Origin of the sequence: Enterobacter sp. V89_11, from assembly GCF_029967775.1 — a bacterium.
Lineage (GTDB): Bacteria > Pseudomonadota > Gammaproteobacteria > Enterobacterales > Enterobacteriaceae > Enterobacter > Enterobacter ludwigii.
The window spans coordinates 26,110-45,274 of record NZ_JASCAN010000024.1 but is presented as its reverse complement, the minus strand read 5'-3'; the positions used below and the strand labels follow the sequence as shown (position 1 = coordinate 45,274).

The following is a 19,165-nucleotide window of genomic DNA, read 5'->3' as shown; positions in this document are numbered from 1 at the left end:
ATAGATACATACTCTTTTGTGGCCTGGATCGAAAAAAGGACTCCTCTGATGATTAAGTTTAGCGCAACGCTCCTGGCGACGCTGATTGCAGTGAGCGTACAGGCGGCGACGGTAGACCTGCGAATTCTGGAAACTACCGACCTGCACAGCAACATGATGGACTTCGATTACTACAAAGATACCCCGACGGAAAAATTCGGACTGGTACGCACGGCAAGTTTGATCGCTGCCGCCCGCAATGAAGTTAAAAACAGCGTACTGGTCGACAACGGCGATCTCATTCAGGGTAGCCCGCTCGGGGACTATATGGCGGCGAAGGGGCTGAAGAAAGGCGAGATCCACCCGGTGTATAAAGCGATGAACACCCTGGACTATACCGTCGGCAACCTGGGCAACCACGAATTTAACTACGGCCTGAAGTACCTGCACGATGCGCTGGCTGGCGCGAAATTCCCGTACGTTAACGCCAATATCATCGACGTTAAGACGCAGAAGCCGCTCTTTACCCCCTATCTGATTAAAGAGACCGAGGTTGTCGATCAGGACGGTAAAAAACAGACGCTTAAAATCGGCTATATCGGCTTTGTGCCGCCGCAAATCATGACCTGGGATAAAGCCAACCTCGACGGTAAAGTGACCGTTAACGATATTACCGAAACTGCGCGCAAATACGTGCCGGAAATGCGCGAAAAAGGCGCAGATCTGGTGGTGGTGGTTGCGCACTCGGGACTCTCCGCCGATCCGTATCAGGCCATGGCGGAAAACTCCGTTTATTATCTGAGTGAAGTCCCGGGCGTCGATGCGATTCTGTTCGGCCACGCCCACGCGGTCTTCCCGGGTAAGGACTTTGCCAACATTAAGGGTGCAGACATCGAGAAAGGGACGCTCAATGGCGTGCCGTCGGTGATGCCGGGCATGTGGGGCGATCACCTTGGTGTGATGGATCTGGTCCTCAATAACGACGGCGGCGACTGGAAGGTCACTCAGTCAAAAGCAGAGGCGCGCCCGATTTACGACGCTGCGGCTAAAAAATCACTCGCCGCCGAAGATAAAAAACTGGTCGACGTGCTGAAGCACGATCACGACGCCACCCGCGACTTCGTCAGCAAGCCGATCGGTAAATCGGCGGATAACATGTACAGCTACCTGGCGCTGGTGCAGGATGACCCAACTGTCCAGGTGGTTAACATGGCGCAAAAAGCCTATGTCGAACACGTTATTCAGGGCGACCCGGACCTGGCAAAACTGCCGGTGCTGTCGGCCGCGGCACCGTTCAAAGTGGGCGGGCGTAAGAATGACCCGGCAAGCTACGTTGAAGTCGAAAAGGGCCAGCTGACCTTCCGTAACGCCGCCGATCTCTATCTCTATCCGAACACCCTGGTGGTAGTGAAAGCGACGGGTAAAGAGGTGAAGGAATGGCTGGAGTGCTCCGCCGGGCAGTTTAACCAGATCGATCCGAAGAGCAGTAAACCGCAGTCGCTGATTAACTGGGACGGGTTCCGGACCTATAACTTTGACGTGATTGACGGCGTGGAGTATCAGATTGATGTTACCCTGCCTGCAAAATATGACGGCGAATGCCAGGTCATTAACCCGCAGGCCGAGCGCATCAAAAACCTGACCTTTAAGGGCAAAGCCATCGACCCGAATGCCACCTTCCTGGTGGTAACCAATAACTACCGCGCCTACGGCGGCAAGTTTGCCGGCACGGGAGATAGCCATATTGCCTTTGCCTCACCGGACGAGAATCGCTCGGTGCTGGCGGCGTGGATCAGTGCGGAGTCCAAAAAAGCGGGGGGCATTCATCCGGCAGTGGACAACAACTGGCGCCTGGCCCCCATTCACAGCGACACGCCGCTGGACATCCGTTTTGAAACCTCACCGTCCGATAAAGCGGCGGCGTTTATTAACGATAACGCCCACTATCCGATGAAGAAAGTTGCAATGGATGATATTGGCTTCGCCATTTATCAGGTGGATTTAAGCAAGTAACGCGGTGTGTGCCGGGTAGCGGCTTCGCCTTACCCGGCCTGCCTTTACGCCGCGCGTTCTTCCCGGTTCGCCATCACCTGCGGCGTATGCACTTCTATCCAGTCCGCCAGCGCGGCCACTTTCTCACTCACCTCTGTCCCTAACGGCGTCAGGCTATACTCAACGTGCGGTGGTACAACCGGATACGAGACGCGATTAACAAACCCGTCCTGTTCCAGCGCCTGTAGCGACTGGGCCAGCATCTTTTCGCTGACGCCTCCCATTTTTCGGCGCAGGTCGCTGAAACGGTGGGTTCCCTGTCGCAGGGCCACCAGAATCAGCACACCCCAGCGGCTGGTGACATGTTTGAGGACCTCTCTGGAAGGACACTGTTCCGCGAAGAGGTTGCCATCGCGCATTTGTTCGCTGAGTGTCGGTATCGTTGTTTTCATACTTACCTTTATGTACGTACTTACTAAAAGTTAGCTATGGTGCTAGTGTGCCACAACACCAGACAAACACGAAGAGGATTCATCATGATCGCAATTACCGGCGCAACCGGCCAGCTTGGCCAGCTCGTTATCGAACAGTTGTTAAACACCGTACCGGCAAACCAGATTGTGGCGATTGTCCGCAATCCGGCAAAAGCTGAAGCCCTGCGCCAGCAGGGAATTACCGTTCGTCAGGGGGATTACGCTGACGAAAGCACAATGACCTCCGCGCTTAAGGGCGTAGATAAGCTGCTGCTGATCTCCTCCAGCGAAGTGGGTCAGCGCGCCACCCAACATCAGAACGTCATTAATGCTGCCAAAGCCGCTGGCGTGAAATTCATCGCCTATACCAGCCTGCTGCATGCTGATAAATCACCGCTGGGTCTGCACGTTGAACACGTCGCGACGGAGAAGGCGCTGGCGGAGTCCGGCATCCCTTACGCCCTGCTGCGTAACGGCTGGTACACCGAAAACTATCTGGCGAGCGCACCACCCGCGCTGGAGCACGGCGTATTTATTGGCGCGGCCGGTGAAGGCAAAATCGCCTCTGCCACCCGTGCGGATTACGCGGCTGCCGCGGCAAAAGTCATCTCCGGGGACGGCCATGCAGGCAACGTATACGAGCTGGCCGGCGACCACGCCTGGACGCTGAGCGAACTGGCGGCCGAACTCAGCAAACAGAGCGGCAAAAACGTGACGTATCAGAACATGAGCGAGGCGGATTTTGCCGCGGCGCTGAAGGGCGTTGGCCTGCCTGCCGGGCTGGCGGATATGCTGGCGGACTCCGATGTGGGCGCGTCTAAAGGCGGTCTGTTTGACGACAGCCATACGCTGAGCAAACTGATCGGGCGTCCAACCACACCGCTTTCAGAGAGCATTAAAGCCATCCTGTAAATGTTGCAAAATGGTTATTTTTTGTAGCATCCCCTCGGGTCATCTCTGATAATGGAGAGATGACTCATGAGGAGGTTCACCGTGCAGGGCGTACCGGAACAGTTCATTGATGAGAGAGACAGCGCGCGCTTTCGCCATCTGGCGCATTTGCCGGGCCTGGAGCTTTATCACGCGCATATTTCTGACTACGCCTTTGAGCCTCATACGCATGAAGCCTTCGGCATCGGCACCATTGAAACCGGTGCCGAACGCTTTCGCTATCGCGGTACCCAGCATCTCGCGGCGGAAAAATCCGTCGTGACCATGAACCCGGACGAGATCCACACCGGGGAGTCGGCGACGGATGGCGGCTGGCGCTACCGGATGGTTTACATTGAACCCGATCTGCTGGAAGAGGTGACCGGCCTTCGCCACTGGTGGTTTAGCGACGTAACCCGCCATGACCCGCTGCGCTCACAGCAAATCGGCAGGCTTATCTATGGCCTGTGGCATACGGACGACCCGCTGGCGCAAAAAGGCCTGCTGCTGGATCTGATCGAGACCTTCCAGCCGTTAGCCCGCCACGCGCCGGTTACCCGGGAAGGTACACACCGGTTCGAACGGGTTCGTGAGTATATGCACGACAACTACATGCACGCCCTGACGCTGGACGAGCTGGCCAACGTGGTCTCACTGAGCCCCTACCATTTTCAGCGCCAGTTCAAGGCGCATTTCCATGTCACTCCGCATCAGATGCTGATGGCTATCCGCCTGTGGCGCGCCAAAGCGTTTCTCACGCGCGGCATGCCCGCCGCCGAAGTCGCCGCCGCGACCGGGCTGACCGATCAGTCCCATTTGACTCGCGCCTTTACCCGCCGCTACGGCATTACCCCCGTGCGCTACCAGAAACAGGTCGTTAAGCGCTGATGCGCAACCTCATACAATACGCGCACCCTTCCCCCTCCTACACTGAACGCAGAATAAACCGATGTGGATGGAAAAATGATTAGTGGTGTGTTGTATGCCCTGCTTGCGGGTCTGATGTGGGGACTGATTTTTGTCGGCCCGCTGATCGTGCCGGAGTACCCGGCAATACTGCAGTCGACCGGACGTTATCTGGCACTGGGGCTGATTGCTCTCCCGCTGGCGTGGCTCGGTCGTGCACGTTTGCGTCAACTCGGCCGACAGGACTGGTTCACCGCGCTGGCGCTGACCATGATGGGCAACCTTATCTATTATGTTTGCCTGGCGAGCGCCATTCAGCGAACCGGTGCACCGGTATCTACCATGATTATCGGCACGCTGCCCGTGGTGATCCCGGTCTTCGCTAACCTGCTTTACAGCCACCGCGACGGGAAACTGGCGTGGTCAAAAATGGTACCAGCGTTGGGGTGTACCGCCGTGGGGCTGGTCTGCGTCAACATTGCCGAGCTGCAGCATGGGCTGGAGGACTTCTCGCTGTTGCGTTACGGTTCTGGCATCCTGCTGGCATTCGTTTCCGTGGTGTGCTGGGCGTGGTATGCCCTGCGCAATGCGCGCTGGCTGCGGGAAAACCCGGATAAACACCCGATGATGTGGGCGACGGCTCAGGCGTTGGTCACGCTCCCGGTTTCGCTTATGGGCTATGTGGGGGCCTGTCTCTGGTTAGGCCATCAGCAACCGGATTTCGCTCAACCGTTCGGGCCGAGACCGTGGGTCTTCGTCGGGCTGATGCTGGCGATTGCGGTGCTCTGCTCGTGGGTGGGCGCGCTGTGCTGGAATATCGCCAGCCAGAAGCTGCCGACGGTGATTTTAGGGCCGCTGATTGTATTCGAAACGCTGGCCGGGCTGCTTTACACCTTCCTGATGCGCCAGAGCGTACCGCCGCTGTTAACCGCCTGCGGGATTATATTGCTGGTCGTTGGGGTCGTGATGGCGGTAAGAGCAAAGCCGGAAAAACCGATGGTCGTTCCGGCTTCAGAGAGTTAAAACGTTTCCCAGTTCGCTTCAGACGTCGCCGCGACAGGTTTAGCCGCTGGAGTGTAGCTTTTCACCGGCGCGGCGTTGACTACCGGGTTGCGGGTAATTTTAAACACCGCTACCGCTTCGTTCAGGCGTGCCGCCTGATCTTCCAGCGCGGCCGCCGCTGCCGCAGACTCCTCTACCAGCGAGGCGTTCTGCTGGGTCACGCGATCCATCTCGGCCACCGCCTGACCTACCTGATCGATACCGCGGCTCTGCTCGTCAGAGGCAGAGGCAATCTCGCCCATGATGTCGGTCACGCGGGTGACCGCATTCACGATCTCCGCCATCGTCGCCCCGGCTTCGTTTACCAGCTGTGAGCCGGCATTCACGCGCTCGCCGGAATCGTCGATCAGCGCTTTAATCTCTTTTGCAGCCTGAGCGCTACGCTGGGCAAGGGTACGCACCTCACCTGCGACCACCGCAAAGCCACGGCCCTGCTCGCCTGCACGCGCGGCTTCCACCGCCGCGTTCAGCGCCAGGATGTTGGTCTGGAAGGCAATGCCGTCGATTACGTTGGTAATTTGCGCAATTTTGCTGGAACTGGTCGCAATGTCGTCCATGGTGCGCACCACACCCTCCACCACGTTACCGCCCTTCTTCGCGGTTGAGGAGGCATCGAGCGCCAGACGGGAAGCCTGACGTGCGTTATCGGCGTTTTGTTTTACCGTGGCGGTCAGTTGTTCCATGCTGGCAGCCGTCTCTTCCAGAGAGGCAGCCTGCTGCTCGGTGCGGGAAGAGAGGTCGTTGCTGCCCGCAGAGATTTCCCCTGCACCGGTGTAAATGGTGTCTGCGCCTTCACGCACCACGCCCACCGTGTTTGCCAGCGAGGTTTGCATCTCCTGAACGTTGAGCGCCAGGATTGCCATTTCATTCTTACCCTCTGCCTGAATCGGCTGGGTCAAATCCCCTGCGGCAATGGCGCGGATATGGCCGATCACATCCTGGAGCGGCAGCAGCAGAACGCGGCGCATCGCAATCCAGCTGGAGACGATCACGGCAATCACCAGCAGCATGACCGCAGAGAGGATCCACAGGATACGTTTATAATCGTTTTCGTTGTCTTTAATTCCTCTGTCCGTGAGGACGGCCTGCGCTTCACGCCATTCACGGTACACGTTCTGCATCGCGGTCTGTTTCTGCTCCGCATTCTGCTTGAACATATCTTCCAGATTGCCCTGGCCCAGCAGAACGTTCATTTGCGTCAGCGTGGCGGAGTAAATACGGTACTGCTCTTCCAGACGGTTAGCCAGATTCTCGTCCAGACCCGGAGTATTAGGCAAAGCGTAGTATTTATCGTAATGGGACTGCGCATCCGCCAGCAGGTTCTTCGCCGTGTTCACCAGTTCATTCAACTGGCCGCCGTTAATCTGAGACGCCATGCTGCTTTGCAGACGCAGCATGCCGCGGTTCAGGGTCACGCGGGCCTGGTTGAGGCTGATCCATGCATCGGTAAACTCGGCGACATTCTGGCTTGAGAGCTGCGAGACGGTGAAGTTATCTTTGTCGTTATTCAGCGCGTTGATAAAAATGCCGGCGGAAATGACTTGCATGATGCCGAGCACAAGCAGCACCGAAATAAGAAGGGTAATGACTTTTATACGTTTAAACATGCGTTGCCTTTTTTATATGCAGGTTTGTCTGACGTGGATATATCGGCAGGCACGGCGAGTTGTTTACTGTTTCCCCACGTTAAAAAACTTTCTAAAGTAATTTCCTGCATTCATTCAGCAAGTTAAAAGTCATTATTTTTTGTGATCTGGTTCTCACTTTTTCCCTTCCCTCTAAAGGGTTATAGCGTCGCCTTAAAGATGCATTTAAAATGCACTTTATATTATTGATGATGAGGTAACTGCTATGGCCTTCCGCGACCAACCCCTTGGCGAGCTGGCGCTCTCCATCCCGCGCGCGTCCGCGCTGTTTCGTAAATACGATATGGATTACTGCTGTGGCGGTAAGCAAACCCTGGCACGTGCCGCCTCGCGTAAAGAGCTGGATGTGGGGCTCATTGAAGCGGAGCTGGCGCAACTGGCTGAGCAGCCCATTGAGAAAGACTGGCGCACTGCAGCCCTTGCCGACATCATCGACCATATCATCGTGCGTTTTCACGACCGTCACCGTGAACAGCTGCCTGAACTGATCCTGCAGGCGACAAAAGTGGAGCGCGTTCACGCCGACAAACCTTCCGTACCACGCGGTCTGGCGAAATACCTGACCCTGCTTCACGAAGAGCTTTCCAGCCACATGATGAAAGAGGAGCAAATCCTCTTCCCGATGATCAAACAGGGTATGGGCAGCCAGGCGATGGGGCCCATCAGCGTCATGGAAAGCGAACATGATGATGCAGGCGAACTGCTGGAAGTGATTAAACACACTACCCATAACGTTACACCGCCACCAGAGGCGTGCACCACGTGGAAAGCGATGTACAACGGCATTAACGAGATGATCGACGACCTGATGGAGCACATCAGTCTTGAGAACAACGTCCTGTTCCCGCGTGCCCTCGCAGGTGAATAAAAAAAGGCGCCCGAGAGCGCCTTCCTGAGGTTATCATTCGGCCACAGCATCTGTGGCCTTTTTTATTAACGCATGCCTGCCATACGTTTCTTACCGATAAATAACCATCCCAGCCCCAGCGCGATGAACCACAGCGGCGTGACGATTAACGCCTGACGGGTATCGTCTTCCAGCGTCAGCAGAACCAGCACGAAGACGAAGAACGCCATGCACACCCAGCACATCAGCTTGCCCAGCGGCATTTTGTAGATCGATTTTTCATGCAGGTGTGGACGCTGTTTGCGGTACACCAGGTAAGAACACAGGATGATGGTCCAGACGAACATGAACAGGATCGCAGAGACCGTGGTGATCATGGTAAACGCACCGATCACACTCGGGTTCACGTAGAGCATCACCACACCGCCCAGCAGGCAGATACAGGAGAAGGTCAGCCCTTTCGCCGGCACCGCACGCTTAGACAGTTTGGCAAACGCGCGTGGCGCAACCCCTTCCTGTGCCAGACCAAACAGCATACGGCTGGTAGAGAACACCCCACTGTTGGCCGAAGAGGCCGCGGAGGTCAGCACCACGAAGTTAATCAGGCTTGCGGCCGCAGGCAGTCCAACCAGCACAAACAGCTCAACGAACGGGCTCTTGGTCGGTACAACGGAGCTCCACGGCGTCACGGACATGATGATAATCAGCGCGAACACGTAGAACATAATGATACGAATCGGGATGGAGTTAATCGCGCGCGGCAGGGATTTCTCCGGATCTTTAGTTTCCGCCGCCGTGGTACCGACCAGCTCAATCCCCACAAAGGCAAACACCGCAATCTGGAAACCGGCAAAGAAGCCGCTGATGCCTTTCGGGAACCAGCCGCCGTCATTCCACAGATGCGCGAACGAAGCCTGAACGCCGGTTGGAGACTGGAAGTGCGTCAGTACCATCACCAGGCCGACAACAATCAGGGCGATAATCGCCACGATTTTGATCATCGCAAACCAGAACTCCATCTCACCGAACATTTTAACGGTGGCGAGGTTAAGGCTCAGCAGCAGAACAATCACCGCCAGCGAGGCCACCCAGTCCGATAATCCCGGGAACCAGAACTGCGCGTAGGCCGTGATGGCGACCACATCCGCCATGCCGGTCACCACCCAGCAGAACCAGTAGGTCCAGCCGGTGAAGTAGCCCGCCCAGGGGCCAAGCAGGTCGGAAGCGAAATCGCTAAAGGACTTGTATTCGAGGTTCGAGAGCAGCAATTCACCCATTGCACGCATCACGAAGAAGAGCATAAAACCGATGATCATATAAACGAAAATGATCGACGGCCCGGCAAGACTGATGGTTTTACCTGACCCCATAAACAGCCCAGTACCGATGGCACCCCCGATGGCAATGAGCTGAATATGACGGTTTGTGAGATTGCGCCGTAGCGACTGTTCAGACGACGCCTCTTCGTCGGCGACGACTTTAACCTGATCTACCATGTGATATTTTCCTGTTTATGCCTGTCTGTGTTGTTAAGGCTCTTCTGGCCTTTAAATACGTCAAAAAAATAACGGTCCCCATGAAAGGACTCATCGATATTAGGTAAGAATCGGCGGGATGAATACTATGATTTGGATATTATGTTAATAATATGTTTAAAGTGAGTGTCATATCACTCATACAACGCGAAACAGCTCACAAAAATACACGCAACAGTTTCGTTTGCAAGATAAAATGTTGATTCCGTCGTAACTATAGGTTTTATCACTATATTCCTCTCCCCCGAAGGAGAGAGGAAATAAGAAAAGCTGATTACAGAATTTCCAGCAGCTCGACTTCAAACACCAGGGTGCTGAATGGCGGGATGGACGCACCAGCGCCACGCTCGCCGTACGCCAGGTTGTGCGGGATAGTCAGTTCCCATTTGGAACCCACTGGCATCAGGGTCAGCGCTTCGATCCAGCCCGCGATAACGCCGTTAACCGGGAATTCAGCCGGTTCGCCACGTGCTACAGAGCTGTCGAACACCGTACCGTCGATCAGTTTACCGGTGTAGTGCACGCGAACGTGGTCAGTACGCGCCGGGATTGCGCCGTCGCCCTGGTTGATCACGCGGAACTGCAGGCCAGACTCAGTGCTGTTCACGCCTTCACGCTCACGGTTCTCTTCCAGATATTTCACGCCTTCTGCAGCCATCTCTTCGAAACGCGCGCGACGCACGGCGTCAGCACGTTCGTGGATTTCACGCAGCGCACGGTGCACAACATCAACCGGAACTGCCGGGTTGTTGCCTTCCAGCGCATCAGCGATACCCGCCACCAGCGCTTCGGGTAACAGACCTTCCAGGCCGGATTCGCTCAGCTGCTGTCCTACCTGCAAGCCGATACCGTAACTTGCCTGCGCTTCGATAGTGTCAAAAGTCGGGGTGGTCATGGGTTTTCCTTCCATCACATTTAAAGTAGCGGGCAGCATATCAGCCATGCCCTTATGGGTAAAACTTTGTCTGAAGTTAAGGTGACAAACCGCGACGAAACAGAAACAATAGAGAGAACCAGGATTAATCCCGAACGAATGTCACGGATGTCGGGTTTGCTACGCCGTTCAGGCAGTTAGCAAACTATACTTCGGAGCACAGGATAAAAAAGACGCGGAGCAGGAGGAGAGCCATGCCCGGGCGATTTGAACTGAAACCTACCCTGGCGAAAATCTGGCAGGCGCCGGACAATTTTCGCATCATGGACCCGCTGCCGCCTCTGCATCGCAGAGGGATCATCATTGGCGCGCTGATGGTGATCGTGGGTTTCCTGCTTCCTTCCGGTGGCGATGACGCCGACACCGCGACGGTGACCCGCAATGCCCAGCTGGATATTCAGTCGCAAACGCGACCGCAGCCGGACACCCAGCCTGTGCAGACGCAACTGGTCACCCCGTCGAACGATCCGGGACAGGTTGCGCCTGTTGAACCGGAACCCATTCAGGATGAACAGCCACAGGAACAGGCCGCGGCCCCGGCAGAGCCACAGGCTCAGCAGCCAACCGGCATTGAGCAGCAGTGGCGTTCCTATCGCGTAGAGCCGGGTAAAACCCTTGCGCAGCTGTTCCGCGACCACAATCTGCCACCAACCGATGTGTATGCCATGGCGCAGGTGGAAGGCGCGGGCAAGCCGCTCAGTAATTTGCAGAACGGCCAGCTGGTGCAGATACGTCAGAATGCCAGCGGTGTCGTCACCGGGCTCACGATTGATACGGGAAATGGCCAGCAGGTGCTGTTTACCCGCCAGCCTGACGGTAGTTTTATCAGAGCACGTTAATGTTCAGGCCGGGTAAGGCGAGCCAGCCCCCCGGCAATGCCCTTCTTAGTGACTCCGCTTATTGACCCACCAGATCCCCGAGCAGACCAGCACCAGCGCAATCGCATATTTGATGTCCAGAATGTTTTCACCGAGGAAAATGGCAGACAGCACCGTCCCGGCAACGGGGATCACAAAGTTGAACGGGGCAATCATACTTACGCGGTTCACTTTCAGCAGCGCGCTCCAGAGGGCGAACGCTACCGAAGAGAGTAACGTCAGATACCCCAGCACCGCGACGGCCGTCATGCTATGCACTTCCAGCGTCCCTCCCGTGAGATAGCCACCCGCCACCAGCGCCGCGCCGCCGATAGCCAGCTGCCAGCCGGTCATCACCGTCGGGTCGACGGTCTGGGAGATGCGTTTTCCGTAAAGCGTGGCGGCAGAAAGGATAAAGGCTGCCAGCACCACAAACCCGTCCCCCTTCCAGACGAAGCTGAATTCGCTTAACCCGTCGTGGAAGTTAACCAGCATCACTCCGGCAAAGCCCAGAATACAGCCAAGCGTTTTGTTATAGCTGAGCTTGTCGTTGTGGTAGATGAAGTGCGCCAGCAGCACGCTGAAGAAAGTGCCGGTGGCGTTCATGATTGAGCCGTTCACGCCTGTCGTGTAGGCCAATCCGATATAAAAGAAGGTGTACTGAATGCTCGTCTGCGTCAGTCCCAGGACGGTCAATTGGCCAAACTGCCCGGGCGTGAACCTGCCGATGGGCTTGCGCTGTGCTAATGCAAAGAGAAGCAGCAGCACACCCGCAAACAGAAAACGGTAACCGGCGAACACGACCTTTGAGGGAATATCATCGGTGGCAATCTGGAAGAGTTCATAGCCGCTTTTTATGGCCGGGTAAGAGCTACCCCAAAGCAGACAGCAGAGCGTGGCGCAGGCATAGGCCACCTTTCGACGGGCAAATACGGGCGTGGGCAGAGCGGTTTTCATGTCGAATCTCATAAATAAAATTGCGTTTCATTTTATTATCAGAGAATGCGCCAGGAATAGCGACCCTACAAGCACTAAAGCGCGAATCTGGTCCCTTAAAAAGCAAAACGCCGGCACAAGGCCGGCGCTTCGACGTGAGCAGAGTAAAATTACTCAGCTACAACGTTAACAACCAGTTTAGCGAACACTTCGCTGTGAACCTGGAAGTCCACTTCGTGCTCACCAGTGGTACGCAGAACACCGTTCGGCAGACGAACTTCGCTCTTAGCCACTTTAACGCCAGCTGCAGTTACTGCATCAGCGATATCGCGGGTACCGATGGAACCGAACAGTTTACCTTCGTCGCCAGCTTTGGAAACGATGGTAACAGTGCCCAGTGCGTTGATTGACTCAGCGCGAGCATTAGCAGCCGCCAGAACGTCAGCCAGTTTGGCTTCCAGTTCAGCGCGACGTGCTTCGAAAAACTCTACGTTTTTCTTGGTAGCTGGAACAGCTTTACCCTGTGGAACCAGGAAGTTACGAGCGTAGCCCGCTTTAACGTTTACCTGATCACCCAGGCTGCCCAGGTTTGCTACTTTATCAAGCAGAATAACTTGCATTACCTTATCCTCTTAAAGTCGTATTAATGGACCGTGCCCGATTACTGATGACGATCAGTGTACGGCAGCAGGGACAGGTAGCGAGCGCGTTTGATAGCGCGAGCCAGCTGACGCTGGTATTTTGCACGAGTACCGGTGATACGGCTTGGGACAATCTTACCGCTTTCGGTGATGTAGTTTTTCAGCGTTGCGATATCTTTATAGTCGATCTCTTGAACGCCTTCCGCGGTGAAACGGCAGAACTTGCGACGACGGAAATAACGTGCCATATGGCTAGTCTCCAGAATCTATCAAATCAATCTGCTCGGCATGCAGAACCATTTTGCTCAGGCCGTTCTTTGCCTTGTGGCAAGAAATGAACCCCTGAACGATTACTGCGCTACCGACCGTTATACTGTGAGTAATGGCCTGGTTTTCGTGTCCGCTAATAATAACGGGCATTTGGCACCACGCCTGCCGGTGAAAGCCGGCTTCCTCTTGCACAGAACGATGCTCAAGCACGAACTGGCAATGCGGAATTCCTGATGGACTGACCTTACGAAGGGGGGTCCTGCACACGGTACCGGACAACACCAGACGGTTGGTCATCAGAAATTACTCTTCAGAATCCCCAGCATCAGAATCATCTGCGGTTTCGTTTGCGAAATCATCGCGACGCTCACGGCGCTCGTCTTTCGCTTTAACCATCGGAGATGCTTCGGTCACTGCGTTTTTGGTACGCATAACCATGCTGCGGATAACGGCATCGTTGAAGCGGAAGGTAGTTTCCAGCTCATCGATCACTTCCTGCGGCGCTTCAACGTTCATCAGAACGTAGTGTGCTTTGTGCAGTTTGTTGATCGGGTAAGCCAGCTGACGGCGGCCCCAGTCTTCCAGACGGTGGATCGTACCTTCTGCACCAGTGATGGCAGCAGAGTAGCGCTCGATCATGCCCGGAACCTGTTCGCTCTGGTCAGGATGGACCATAAAAACGATTTCGTAATGACGCATCGAATTGCTCCTTACGGATTATTCAGCCTCCTGTCTGGGTCAGCCGAGGCCCGGGGAGGCAAGGAACGTGTTAAAGGTCGGCTGAAAAATTGACGCGTCATAATACTTGCGCGCCCCTGGAAACTCAAGCTGATTGCACAAATAATTCGCACAAAGCGTAAAGCTGGTCTAAGTGGGTGATTTAAAATTAATCACATCAGGAAGCGTTGTTTTTTTGAACAACAGCATCAGAAATGGTCACGCATTCCCGCCGGATAAGTGATTACACTTTAATCAGAGACCTTATTTATAAAAGGAGAGCAACACCCCCTTTCACAGCACGCAGTCGTGGAGCGCATATCATGAAAAAAATCGCATTTGCCGTAATGGCTGCACTTTTGCTCAGTGCAAACGCGATGGCAGCCATCAAGATAGACGGCCGGCAGGCCCAAAACATGGATGATGTGCAGAGCTTAGGCGTAATCTACATCAATCATAATTTCGCCACTGAAAGTGAAGCAGATCAGGCACTCAATCAAGAGACCGATGCTCAGAGTGCACAATATTATCACGTCATACTGATGCGTGAGCCCGGCAGCAACGGCAATATGCACGCCAGTGCAGATATCTACCGATAACGCTTTAACGCTAGCACCAGGAAAGCCAACAAAGAGAACATAGCCATAGTTTAACTTGCCCCCTGCCCGGGGGCTTTTTTTTGCTAATGGCTCTGAAATACCACCGGTTACAACTGTTTTTCGGTATTCCAGAGCACTTATTCACTTCTGCCCGTAATAGGCGTTGGGCCCATGTTTACGCATGAAATGTTTATTCATAAGGTAATCATCAATGCCCTGAAGCTGCGGATTGATGCCGCGGGCGATCCACGCCATTCGCGCCACTTCCTCCATCACCACCGCGTTATGCACGGCATCGTGAGCGTCTTTTCCCCACGAGAATGGACCGTGCTGATACACCACAATACCCGGCGTATGCAGCGGCTCACGCTCAGCCAGCGTATCGATAATGACGCGACCGGTGTTGAGTTCATACTCCCCTTCCACTTCGGCCTGCGTTAATGCCCGCGTGCAGGGAATATCGCCAAAGAAGTAGTCTGCATGCGTGGTGCCAAGAGCCGGAATGGGCAGCCCTGCCTGCGCCCAGGCCGTGGCATGAGTCGAGTGTGTATGCACAACGCCGCCCAGGGAGGGATAACGCTGATACAGTGCCAGATGGGTGGCGGTATCAGAAGAAGGACGCCACTTTCCGTCAACCACGTTGCCATGAAGATCCACAACCACCATGTCGTCGGCGGTCATGGACTCATAGGGCACACCGCTGGGCTTAATCACGACCCGCCCCTGCTCACGGTCGATGGCGCTGACGTTACCCCAGGTAAACGTCACCAGACCGTAGCGAGGTAGATCCATATTGGCCTCAAAGACCTGCTGCTTAAGCTTATGCATGCTCAGCCTCCATCAACCCAGCCCGCGCCATACGTTCACGGACCCAGTCCCGCGCCTTCGCCACTTCGGCTGCCGGGTCGTCCGACGTTTCACTCCACATCTCAATCAGGTAAGGCCCGCAATACCCTGTCTGTTTGAGCGTCTGGAAGCACCGTTCGAAATCCACCACCCCGGTGCCGAACGGAACATTTTTGAATACACCAGGCCGGGTATCTTTGACATGAACCGCCACGATATGACCAATACCCGCCTGCAGTTCCATCTGCACGTCGTTATCCCAGGCTGACAGATTGCCGATATCAGGGTAGAGCTGGAACCACGGATTATTCAGGTAGTGCGCGTAACCCAGCGCCTTGCTGATGGAGTTCATTAACGGATAATCCATGATCTCCATCGCCAGCGTCACCTGAGCACGGCTGGCCATGTCGACGCTCTCTTTCAGGCCGTCACGAAAACGACGGCGCGTTTCATTATTGGCGTCCTGATAGTAAACGTCATACCCCGCCAACTGGATCACACGGATGCCGACATCCTGGGCAAAGCGAATGGCTTTACGCATGATCTCCAGCCCCTGAGCACGCACAGCATCATCTTCACTGCCAAGCGGAAAACGACGGTGGGCGCTGAGGCACAGGGAAGGCACACGTACCCCCGTTTCAGCGATGGCGCTTACCAGTGCCAGACGCTGTTCGCGGCTCCAGTCCAGGCGAGACAGGCGTTCGTCTGTCTCATCCACTGACATTTCGACAAAATCGAAACCGAGTTGTTTCGCCAGTTGCAGCCGCTCCAGCCAGCACTCCCCCGCAGGGAGTGCCTTTTCATAGATGCCGAGCGGGACTTGTTTAGACAACATACCCGCTCCTTAGCCCCAAAGCTGAGCGATTGAGCGTTTGAACTGACGCGCGGCTTCTACCGGAGAGGCGGCATCACGGATGCTACGGCCTGCGATAAAGACATGAATTGGGATATCTTTGAAGAGCGGCAGATCTTCCAGCGCCAGGCCTCCGGTCACGGTCACTTTGAAGCCCATATCGGCCAGACGCTTAATCGCGCTGATATCCGCGTCCCCCCACGCTACCCCAGCGGCCTGCGCATCACGGCTGCGGTGATAAACCACCTGTTGAATGCCCGCGTCACGCCACTCCTGCGCCTGCTCCCAGGTCCAGAACCCGGTCAGCTCAATCTGCACATCACCGTTGAACTCTTTTGCCACATCCAGCGCACCTTTAGCCGTGTTGATATCCGCACAGCAAATAACGGTGACCCAGTCGGCATTGGCTTCAAAACACATACGGGAAAGAATTTTGCCCGCATCGGCAATCTTGGCATCCGCCAGCACGATTTTATGCGGATACAGCGCCTTCAGGTCGCGGACGGCGCGAACGCCTTCGCCCACGCACAGAATGGTACCGACTTCGATGATGTCCACTTCTTCCGCAATCAGGCGGGTAGTTTCGTAAGCGTGAGACAAAGTCTGGTTATCCAGCGCGACCTGCAACATTGGTAATGACATTTTCAATTCCCTCTTAAACTGCCGCCGCAGTGGCGTTATCAATTAAATCCAGCACGTCCTGCTCGGTGCGGCAGGCGCGTAAACGGTCGAAGTTGGCCTCATCATCAAACAGATTCACGATCTGCATAATGCCCACCTCCTGGTGAGTGTTGGCATCAACAGCCGCCATGGTGATGAGGATGTCGACCGGGTCGTTATCTTCGTGGTTGAAAGCCAGTGGTGTTTTCAGCGTAACCAGCGCAAAGCCGGTTTTTTTAACGCCCTCTTCCGGGCGGCCATGCGGCATCGCCAGCCCTGGTGCAATCACGAAGTAAGGGCCGTGCTCTGCAACACCATCCAGAATGGCCTGGTAATAACGCGGCTCGACAACATCGGCTTTTACCAGCAGATCTACGCTAAGTTTCACCGCTTCCTGCCAGGTGCTGGCGTCGGCCTGTAAAAGGATGGAGCTATTCTCTGCCAGCGAATCACGTAGTTTCATGTTGCGTCCTTACTTCACATCTTGTGGGAAATGCGCGTTGATCACTTCCAGCAGCTTTGGCCCAAAGTCGGCTGGCGACAGCATGTTGCGCACGCCTACCACATATTTGTTGCCTGTCACGGTGATCTCACCGGCGATGTGGGTAGAGGCGATGATGATGTCCGCGCCGTTGAGTTCACTTTTGTATTCGCCCACTGCGCAGCTGTTCACCGTGTGGTCGATGTTTGACTGGGTTAAAAACTGGTCCACTTTCATCTTCATGATCATGGAACTCCCTTGCCCATTGCCACACACAGCCAGGATACGTACGGTCATAATCGAAACTCCTTAATGAGCAGAAACTTCTGCTGTTTGTTTTTCTGCATCTTCTTCAGCCCGCAGAGAGCGACCAGCGAAGAACATATAAGCCAGGGCAATGAGGATGATGACGGCCATAAAGATCAGGCCAACAGAGGCGAAGCCCTGCATCATCGGTGGTGCCAGAATTGACCAGTCGGCCATGCCCATCCAGGCGCTCATACCGGTGAGCTTGACCGCCCACACACACCCGAAGATTTCCACCATCCCCATCACCAGGCAGATCTTGAGTGCCGCGCGCCAGCCACCAAAGTGGTTCGCAAAGACGCCGATGGTGGCGTTGGAGAAGAACATCGGGATAAAGCCAGGAATGATCAGAATGGAAGAGCCGCAGCCCACCAGGATACCCACCGCAATCAGCTGGCCGATGGTGCCCCACATAAAGCCCCAGACCACCGCGTTTGGCGCGAAGCTATAGATAGCCGCGCAGTCAATCGCCAGTACCGCACCTGGAATCAGACGCTGAGAGATACCGTTGAAGGCTTCGGACAGCTCGGCAACGAACATACGCACGCCCTGGGTGATAATGAAAATCGCCACCGCGAAGGAGAAACCGGTCTGCAGGATATAGACAGTCCAGTGGGTTTTACCCGCCATCGCCTGTACGACGTCAATGCCAAAGGAGAGCAGAATGGCACCGAAGAAGAGGGTCATCACAATCGCCGTAGAGACGATATTGTCGTGGAAAATATTCAGCCAGCCCGGCAGTTTAAGATCTTCGACGCTCTCTTCTTTTTTACCCAGATACGGCGCGACTTTATAGGCAATCCAGGAGGCAAACTGCTGCTGGTGGCCGATGGAGAAGCCGCAACCGTCGGTGACGTCCTGCGTGGGCTTGTACATCATGTTGGAGGTGATACCCCAGTAGAGCGAGACCAGCACCGCGGTGCAGATAATGGTCGTCCACATTGGGTAGCCGAAGATAAAGAAGGAAACCGCAATCAGCCCCGCCTGCTGGAACATGATATGGCCAGTCAGCATGATGGTGCGAATACCGGTAATGCGGCGCAACAGAACGTAAATGATGTTCAGCGCCAGCGCGAGCAGAACCGCATACCCTACCCAGCTGTAGGCATCGCCCATGCGATCGATGGTGGCCATCATCGAGGCGTAGGTGTCAGAGATGGCGCCGTTGATGCCATAGACTTCCGACATTTTGGCCACTACCGGCTTGAAGGTGCCGGTCAAAATGCCTGAACCCGCCTGCAACAGCATGAAACCGATGATGGTTTTAATGGTGCCTTTAATAATAACGCTGACGCTTTTGCGCAGCAGGATATAGCCAAGGCACGTCACGATGCCCAACAACAGCGGGGCATTAGTCATTACCTGATTAAAGAACACGGTAAAGACGTTGTAGAGGATCTCCATAACTCTCTCCAGAAATGAGAACACGAGGGGCAATCCCTGTGCGGTTGGTGACAACACTCTATTAATCACAAATAATCATCACAAGATTAAATCTGATTATTTGTGACGCATCACGCAAATTATTTCCCTGGTGTTAGTAATGATTTTCACTTCGGCATGCCACATAGAATTATTTCCATATAATTCATGCAATTAATGATTAATACAGTAAAAGATAACAAGAAGCGAGAAGAGCATCCGTGACGTCATGCAGATAAAATTACACATTTTGATCGTTGCAATACGCGTGAA

The 19,165-nt window shown here is 54.9% G+C and carries 22 protein-coding genes; 7 read left to right on the top strand and 15 right to left on the bottom strand.

Annotation, left to right across the window (positions count from 1 at the left end; genetic code table 11):
* The first annotated feature begins 48 nt into the window (after positions 1 to 48).
* Entirely contained in the window at positions 49 to 1,992 is a 1,944-nt protein-coding gene (locus QLG09_RS17580; protein WP_176586933.1) for a bifunctional 2',3'-cyclic-nucleotide 2'-phosphodiesterase/3'-nucleotidase, read from the top strand.
* A gap of 44 nt (positions 1,993 to 2,036) precedes the next feature.
* Here the strand turns inward: QLG09_RS17580 and QLG09_RS17575 are convergent, their stop codons facing one another.
* Entirely contained in the window at positions 2,037 to 2,423 is a 387-nt protein-coding gene (locus QLG09_RS17575) for a helix-turn-helix domain-containing protein (protein WP_014168344.1), read from the bottom strand.
* An 84-nt stretch (positions 2,424 to 2,507) separates the two neighbouring features.
* On the opposite strand from QLG09_RS17575, the gene QLG09_RS17570 reads away from it, so the two are divergent.
* The 3 genes from QLG09_RS17570 to QLG09_RS17560 all read left to right on the top strand — a co-directional run bounded on the left by QLG09_RS17570 (position 2,508) and on the right by QLG09_RS17560 (position 5,303).
* Positions 2,508 to 3,356 carry an SDR family oxidoreductase gene (locus QLG09_RS17570; RefSeq protein ID WP_163304290.1) on the top strand — a complete coding sequence of 283 codons (849 nt, stop codon included), beginning with the start codon at positions 2,508 to 2,510 and terminating at the stop codon, positions 3,354 to 3,356.
* Between the two features lie 81 nt (positions 3,357 to 3,437).
* Entirely contained in the window at positions 3,438 to 4,262 is an 825-nt protein-coding gene (locus QLG09_RS17565) for an AraC family transcriptional regulator (protein ID WP_104440417.1), read from the top strand.
* Positions 4,263 to 4,337: 75 nt separating this feature from the next.
* A complete protein-coding gene (locus tag QLG09_RS17560; RefSeq protein ID WP_032681866.1) occupies positions 4,338 to 5,303 on the top strand; it encodes a DMT family transporter in 966 nt (321 codons plus the stop codon).
* Here the strand turns inward: QLG09_RS17560 and QLG09_RS17555 are convergent.
* The gene (locus QLG09_RS17555) at positions 5,300 to 6,949 is read right to left on the bottom strand and encodes a methyl-accepting chemotaxis protein (protein WP_282489205.1); all 1,650 of its coding nucleotides are present in this window, start codon (positions 6,947 to 6,949) and stop codon (positions 5,300 to 5,302) included. The two genes, QLG09_RS17560 and QLG09_RS17555, sit on opposite strands and share 4 nt — an antisense overlap.
* A gap of 244 nt (positions 6,950 to 7,193) precedes the next feature.
* On the opposite strand from QLG09_RS17555, the gene ytfE reads away from it, so the two are divergent.
* Positions 7,194 to 7,856: an iron-sulfur cluster repair protein YtfE gene (gene ytfE / locus QLG09_RS17550; protein ID WP_014168339.1), complete on the top strand. Its 663-nt coding sequence runs from the start codon at positions 7,194 to 7,196 to the stop codon at positions 7,854 to 7,856.
* A gap of 65 nt (positions 7,857 to 7,921) precedes the next feature.
* Here ytfE and cycA read toward each other — a convergent pair whose 3' ends face one another.
* Positions 7,922 to 9,331 carry a D-serine/D-alanine/glycine transporter gene (gene cycA, locus QLG09_RS17545; protein ID WP_014168338.1) on the bottom strand — a complete coding sequence of 470 codons (1,410 nt, stop codon included), beginning with the start codon at positions 9,329 to 9,331 and terminating at the stop codon, positions 7,922 to 7,924.
* A 313-nt stretch (positions 9,332 to 9,644) separates the two neighbouring features.
* Positions 9,645 to 10,265, bottom strand: coding sequence for an FKBP-type peptidyl-prolyl cis-trans isomerase (gene fklB / locus QLG09_RS17540; RefSeq protein WP_025205816.1), 621 nt, complete (start codon positions 10,263 to 10,265; stop codon positions 9,645 to 9,647).
* A 233-nt stretch (positions 10,266 to 10,498) separates the two neighbouring features.
* Here fklB and QLG09_RS17535 point away from each other — a divergent pair, with 233 nt between their 5' ends.
* Positions 10,499 to 11,143, top strand: coding sequence for an OapA family protein (locus tag QLG09_RS17535; RefSeq protein WP_020882930.1), 645 nt, complete (start codon positions 10,499 to 10,501; stop codon positions 11,141 to 11,143).
* Between the two features lie 45 nt (positions 11,144 to 11,188).
* On the opposite strand, the gene QLG09_RS17530 is transcribed toward QLG09_RS17535, so the two are convergent.
* From QLG09_RS17530 to rpsF, 5 genes are all read right to left on the bottom strand, one after another.
* Complete coding sequence (locus tag QLG09_RS17530) at positions 11,189 to 12,118, bottom strand: DMT family transporter (protein ID WP_176586936.1); 930 nt, start codon at positions 12,116 to 12,118, stop codon at positions 11,189 to 11,191.
* Between the two features lie 149 nt (positions 12,119 to 12,267).
* Positions 12,268 to 12,717 carry a 50S ribosomal protein L9 gene (gene rplI, locus QLG09_RS17525; RefSeq protein WP_014168334.1) on the bottom strand — a complete coding sequence of 150 codons (450 nt, stop codon included), beginning with the start codon at positions 12,715 to 12,717 and terminating at the stop codon, positions 12,268 to 12,270.
* Between the two features lie 41 nt (positions 12,718 to 12,758).
* Positions 12,759 to 12,986 (bottom strand): 30S ribosomal protein S18, encoded by a 228-nt coding sequence (rpsR, locus tag QLG09_RS17520; protein ID WP_000135199.1) that lies wholly within the window; start codon positions 12,984 to 12,986, stop codon positions 12,759 to 12,761.
* A gap of 4 nt (positions 12,987 to 12,990) precedes the next feature.
* Positions 12,991 to 13,305 (bottom strand): primosomal replication protein N, encoded by a 315-nt coding sequence (gene priB, locus QLG09_RS17515; protein ID WP_014068638.1) that lies wholly within the window; start codon positions 13,303 to 13,305, stop codon positions 12,991 to 12,993.
* 6 nt (positions 13,306 to 13,311) lie between these two features.
* Positions 13,312 to 13,707, bottom strand: coding sequence for a 30S ribosomal protein S6 (gene rpsF, locus QLG09_RS17510; RefSeq protein ID WP_014068637.1), 396 nt, complete (start codon positions 13,705 to 13,707; stop codon positions 13,312 to 13,314).
* Between the two features lie 341 nt (positions 13,708 to 14,048).
* Between rpsF and yjfY the strand changes: the two genes are divergently transcribed.
* Complete coding sequence (gene yjfY / locus QLG09_RS17505; protein ID WP_086533158.1) at positions 14,049 to 14,324, top strand: DUF1471 family protein YjfY; 276 nt, start codon at positions 14,049 to 14,051, stop codon at positions 14,322 to 14,324.
* 141 nt (positions 14,325 to 14,465) lie between these two features.
* On the opposite strand, the gene QLG09_RS17500 is transcribed toward yjfY, so the two are convergent.
* From QLG09_RS17500 to ulaA, 6 genes are read right to left on the bottom strand one after another with little or no spacing between them, the layout of a single operon-like run.
* Positions 14,466 to 15,152, bottom strand: a complete 687-nt coding sequence (locus QLG09_RS17500) for an L-ribulose-5-phosphate 4-epimerase (protein ID WP_032679424.1) — start codon at positions 15,150 to 15,152, stop codon at positions 14,466 to 14,468.
* Entirely contained in the window at positions 15,145 to 16,005 is an 861-nt protein-coding gene (locus tag QLG09_RS17495) for an L-ribulose-5-phosphate 3-epimerase (RefSeq protein WP_014168332.1), read from the bottom strand. Before QLG09_RS17495 ends, QLG09_RS17500 begins: the two co-directional genes overlap by 8 nt.
* A gap of 9 nt (positions 16,006 to 16,014) precedes the next feature.
* Positions 16,015 to 16,665 (bottom strand): 3-keto-L-gulonate-6-phosphate decarboxylase UlaD, encoded by a 651-nt coding sequence (gene ulaD, locus QLG09_RS17490; protein WP_106503662.1) that lies wholly within the window; start codon positions 16,663 to 16,665, stop codon positions 16,015 to 16,017.
* Between the two features lie 13 nt (positions 16,666 to 16,678).
* Complete coding sequence (gene ulaC, locus QLG09_RS17485; RefSeq protein ID WP_014168330.1) at positions 16,679 to 17,146, bottom strand: PTS ascorbate transporter subunit IIA; 468 nt, start codon at positions 17,144 to 17,146, stop codon at positions 16,679 to 16,681.
* A gap of 9 nt (positions 17,147 to 17,155) precedes the next feature.
* Complete coding sequence (gene ulaB / locus QLG09_RS17480) at positions 17,156 to 17,461, bottom strand: PTS ascorbate transporter subunit IIB (protein ID WP_014168329.1); 306 nt, start codon at positions 17,459 to 17,461, stop codon at positions 17,156 to 17,158.
* Positions 17,462 to 17,473: 12 nt separating this feature from the next.
* The gene (gene ulaA, locus QLG09_RS17475) at positions 17,474 to 18,874 is read right to left on the bottom strand and encodes a PTS ascorbate transporter subunit IIC (RefSeq protein ID WP_025206247.1); all 1,401 of its coding nucleotides are present in this window, start codon (positions 18,872 to 18,874) and stop codon (positions 17,474 to 17,476) included.
* Positions 18,875 to 19,165 lie beyond the last annotated feature (291 nt).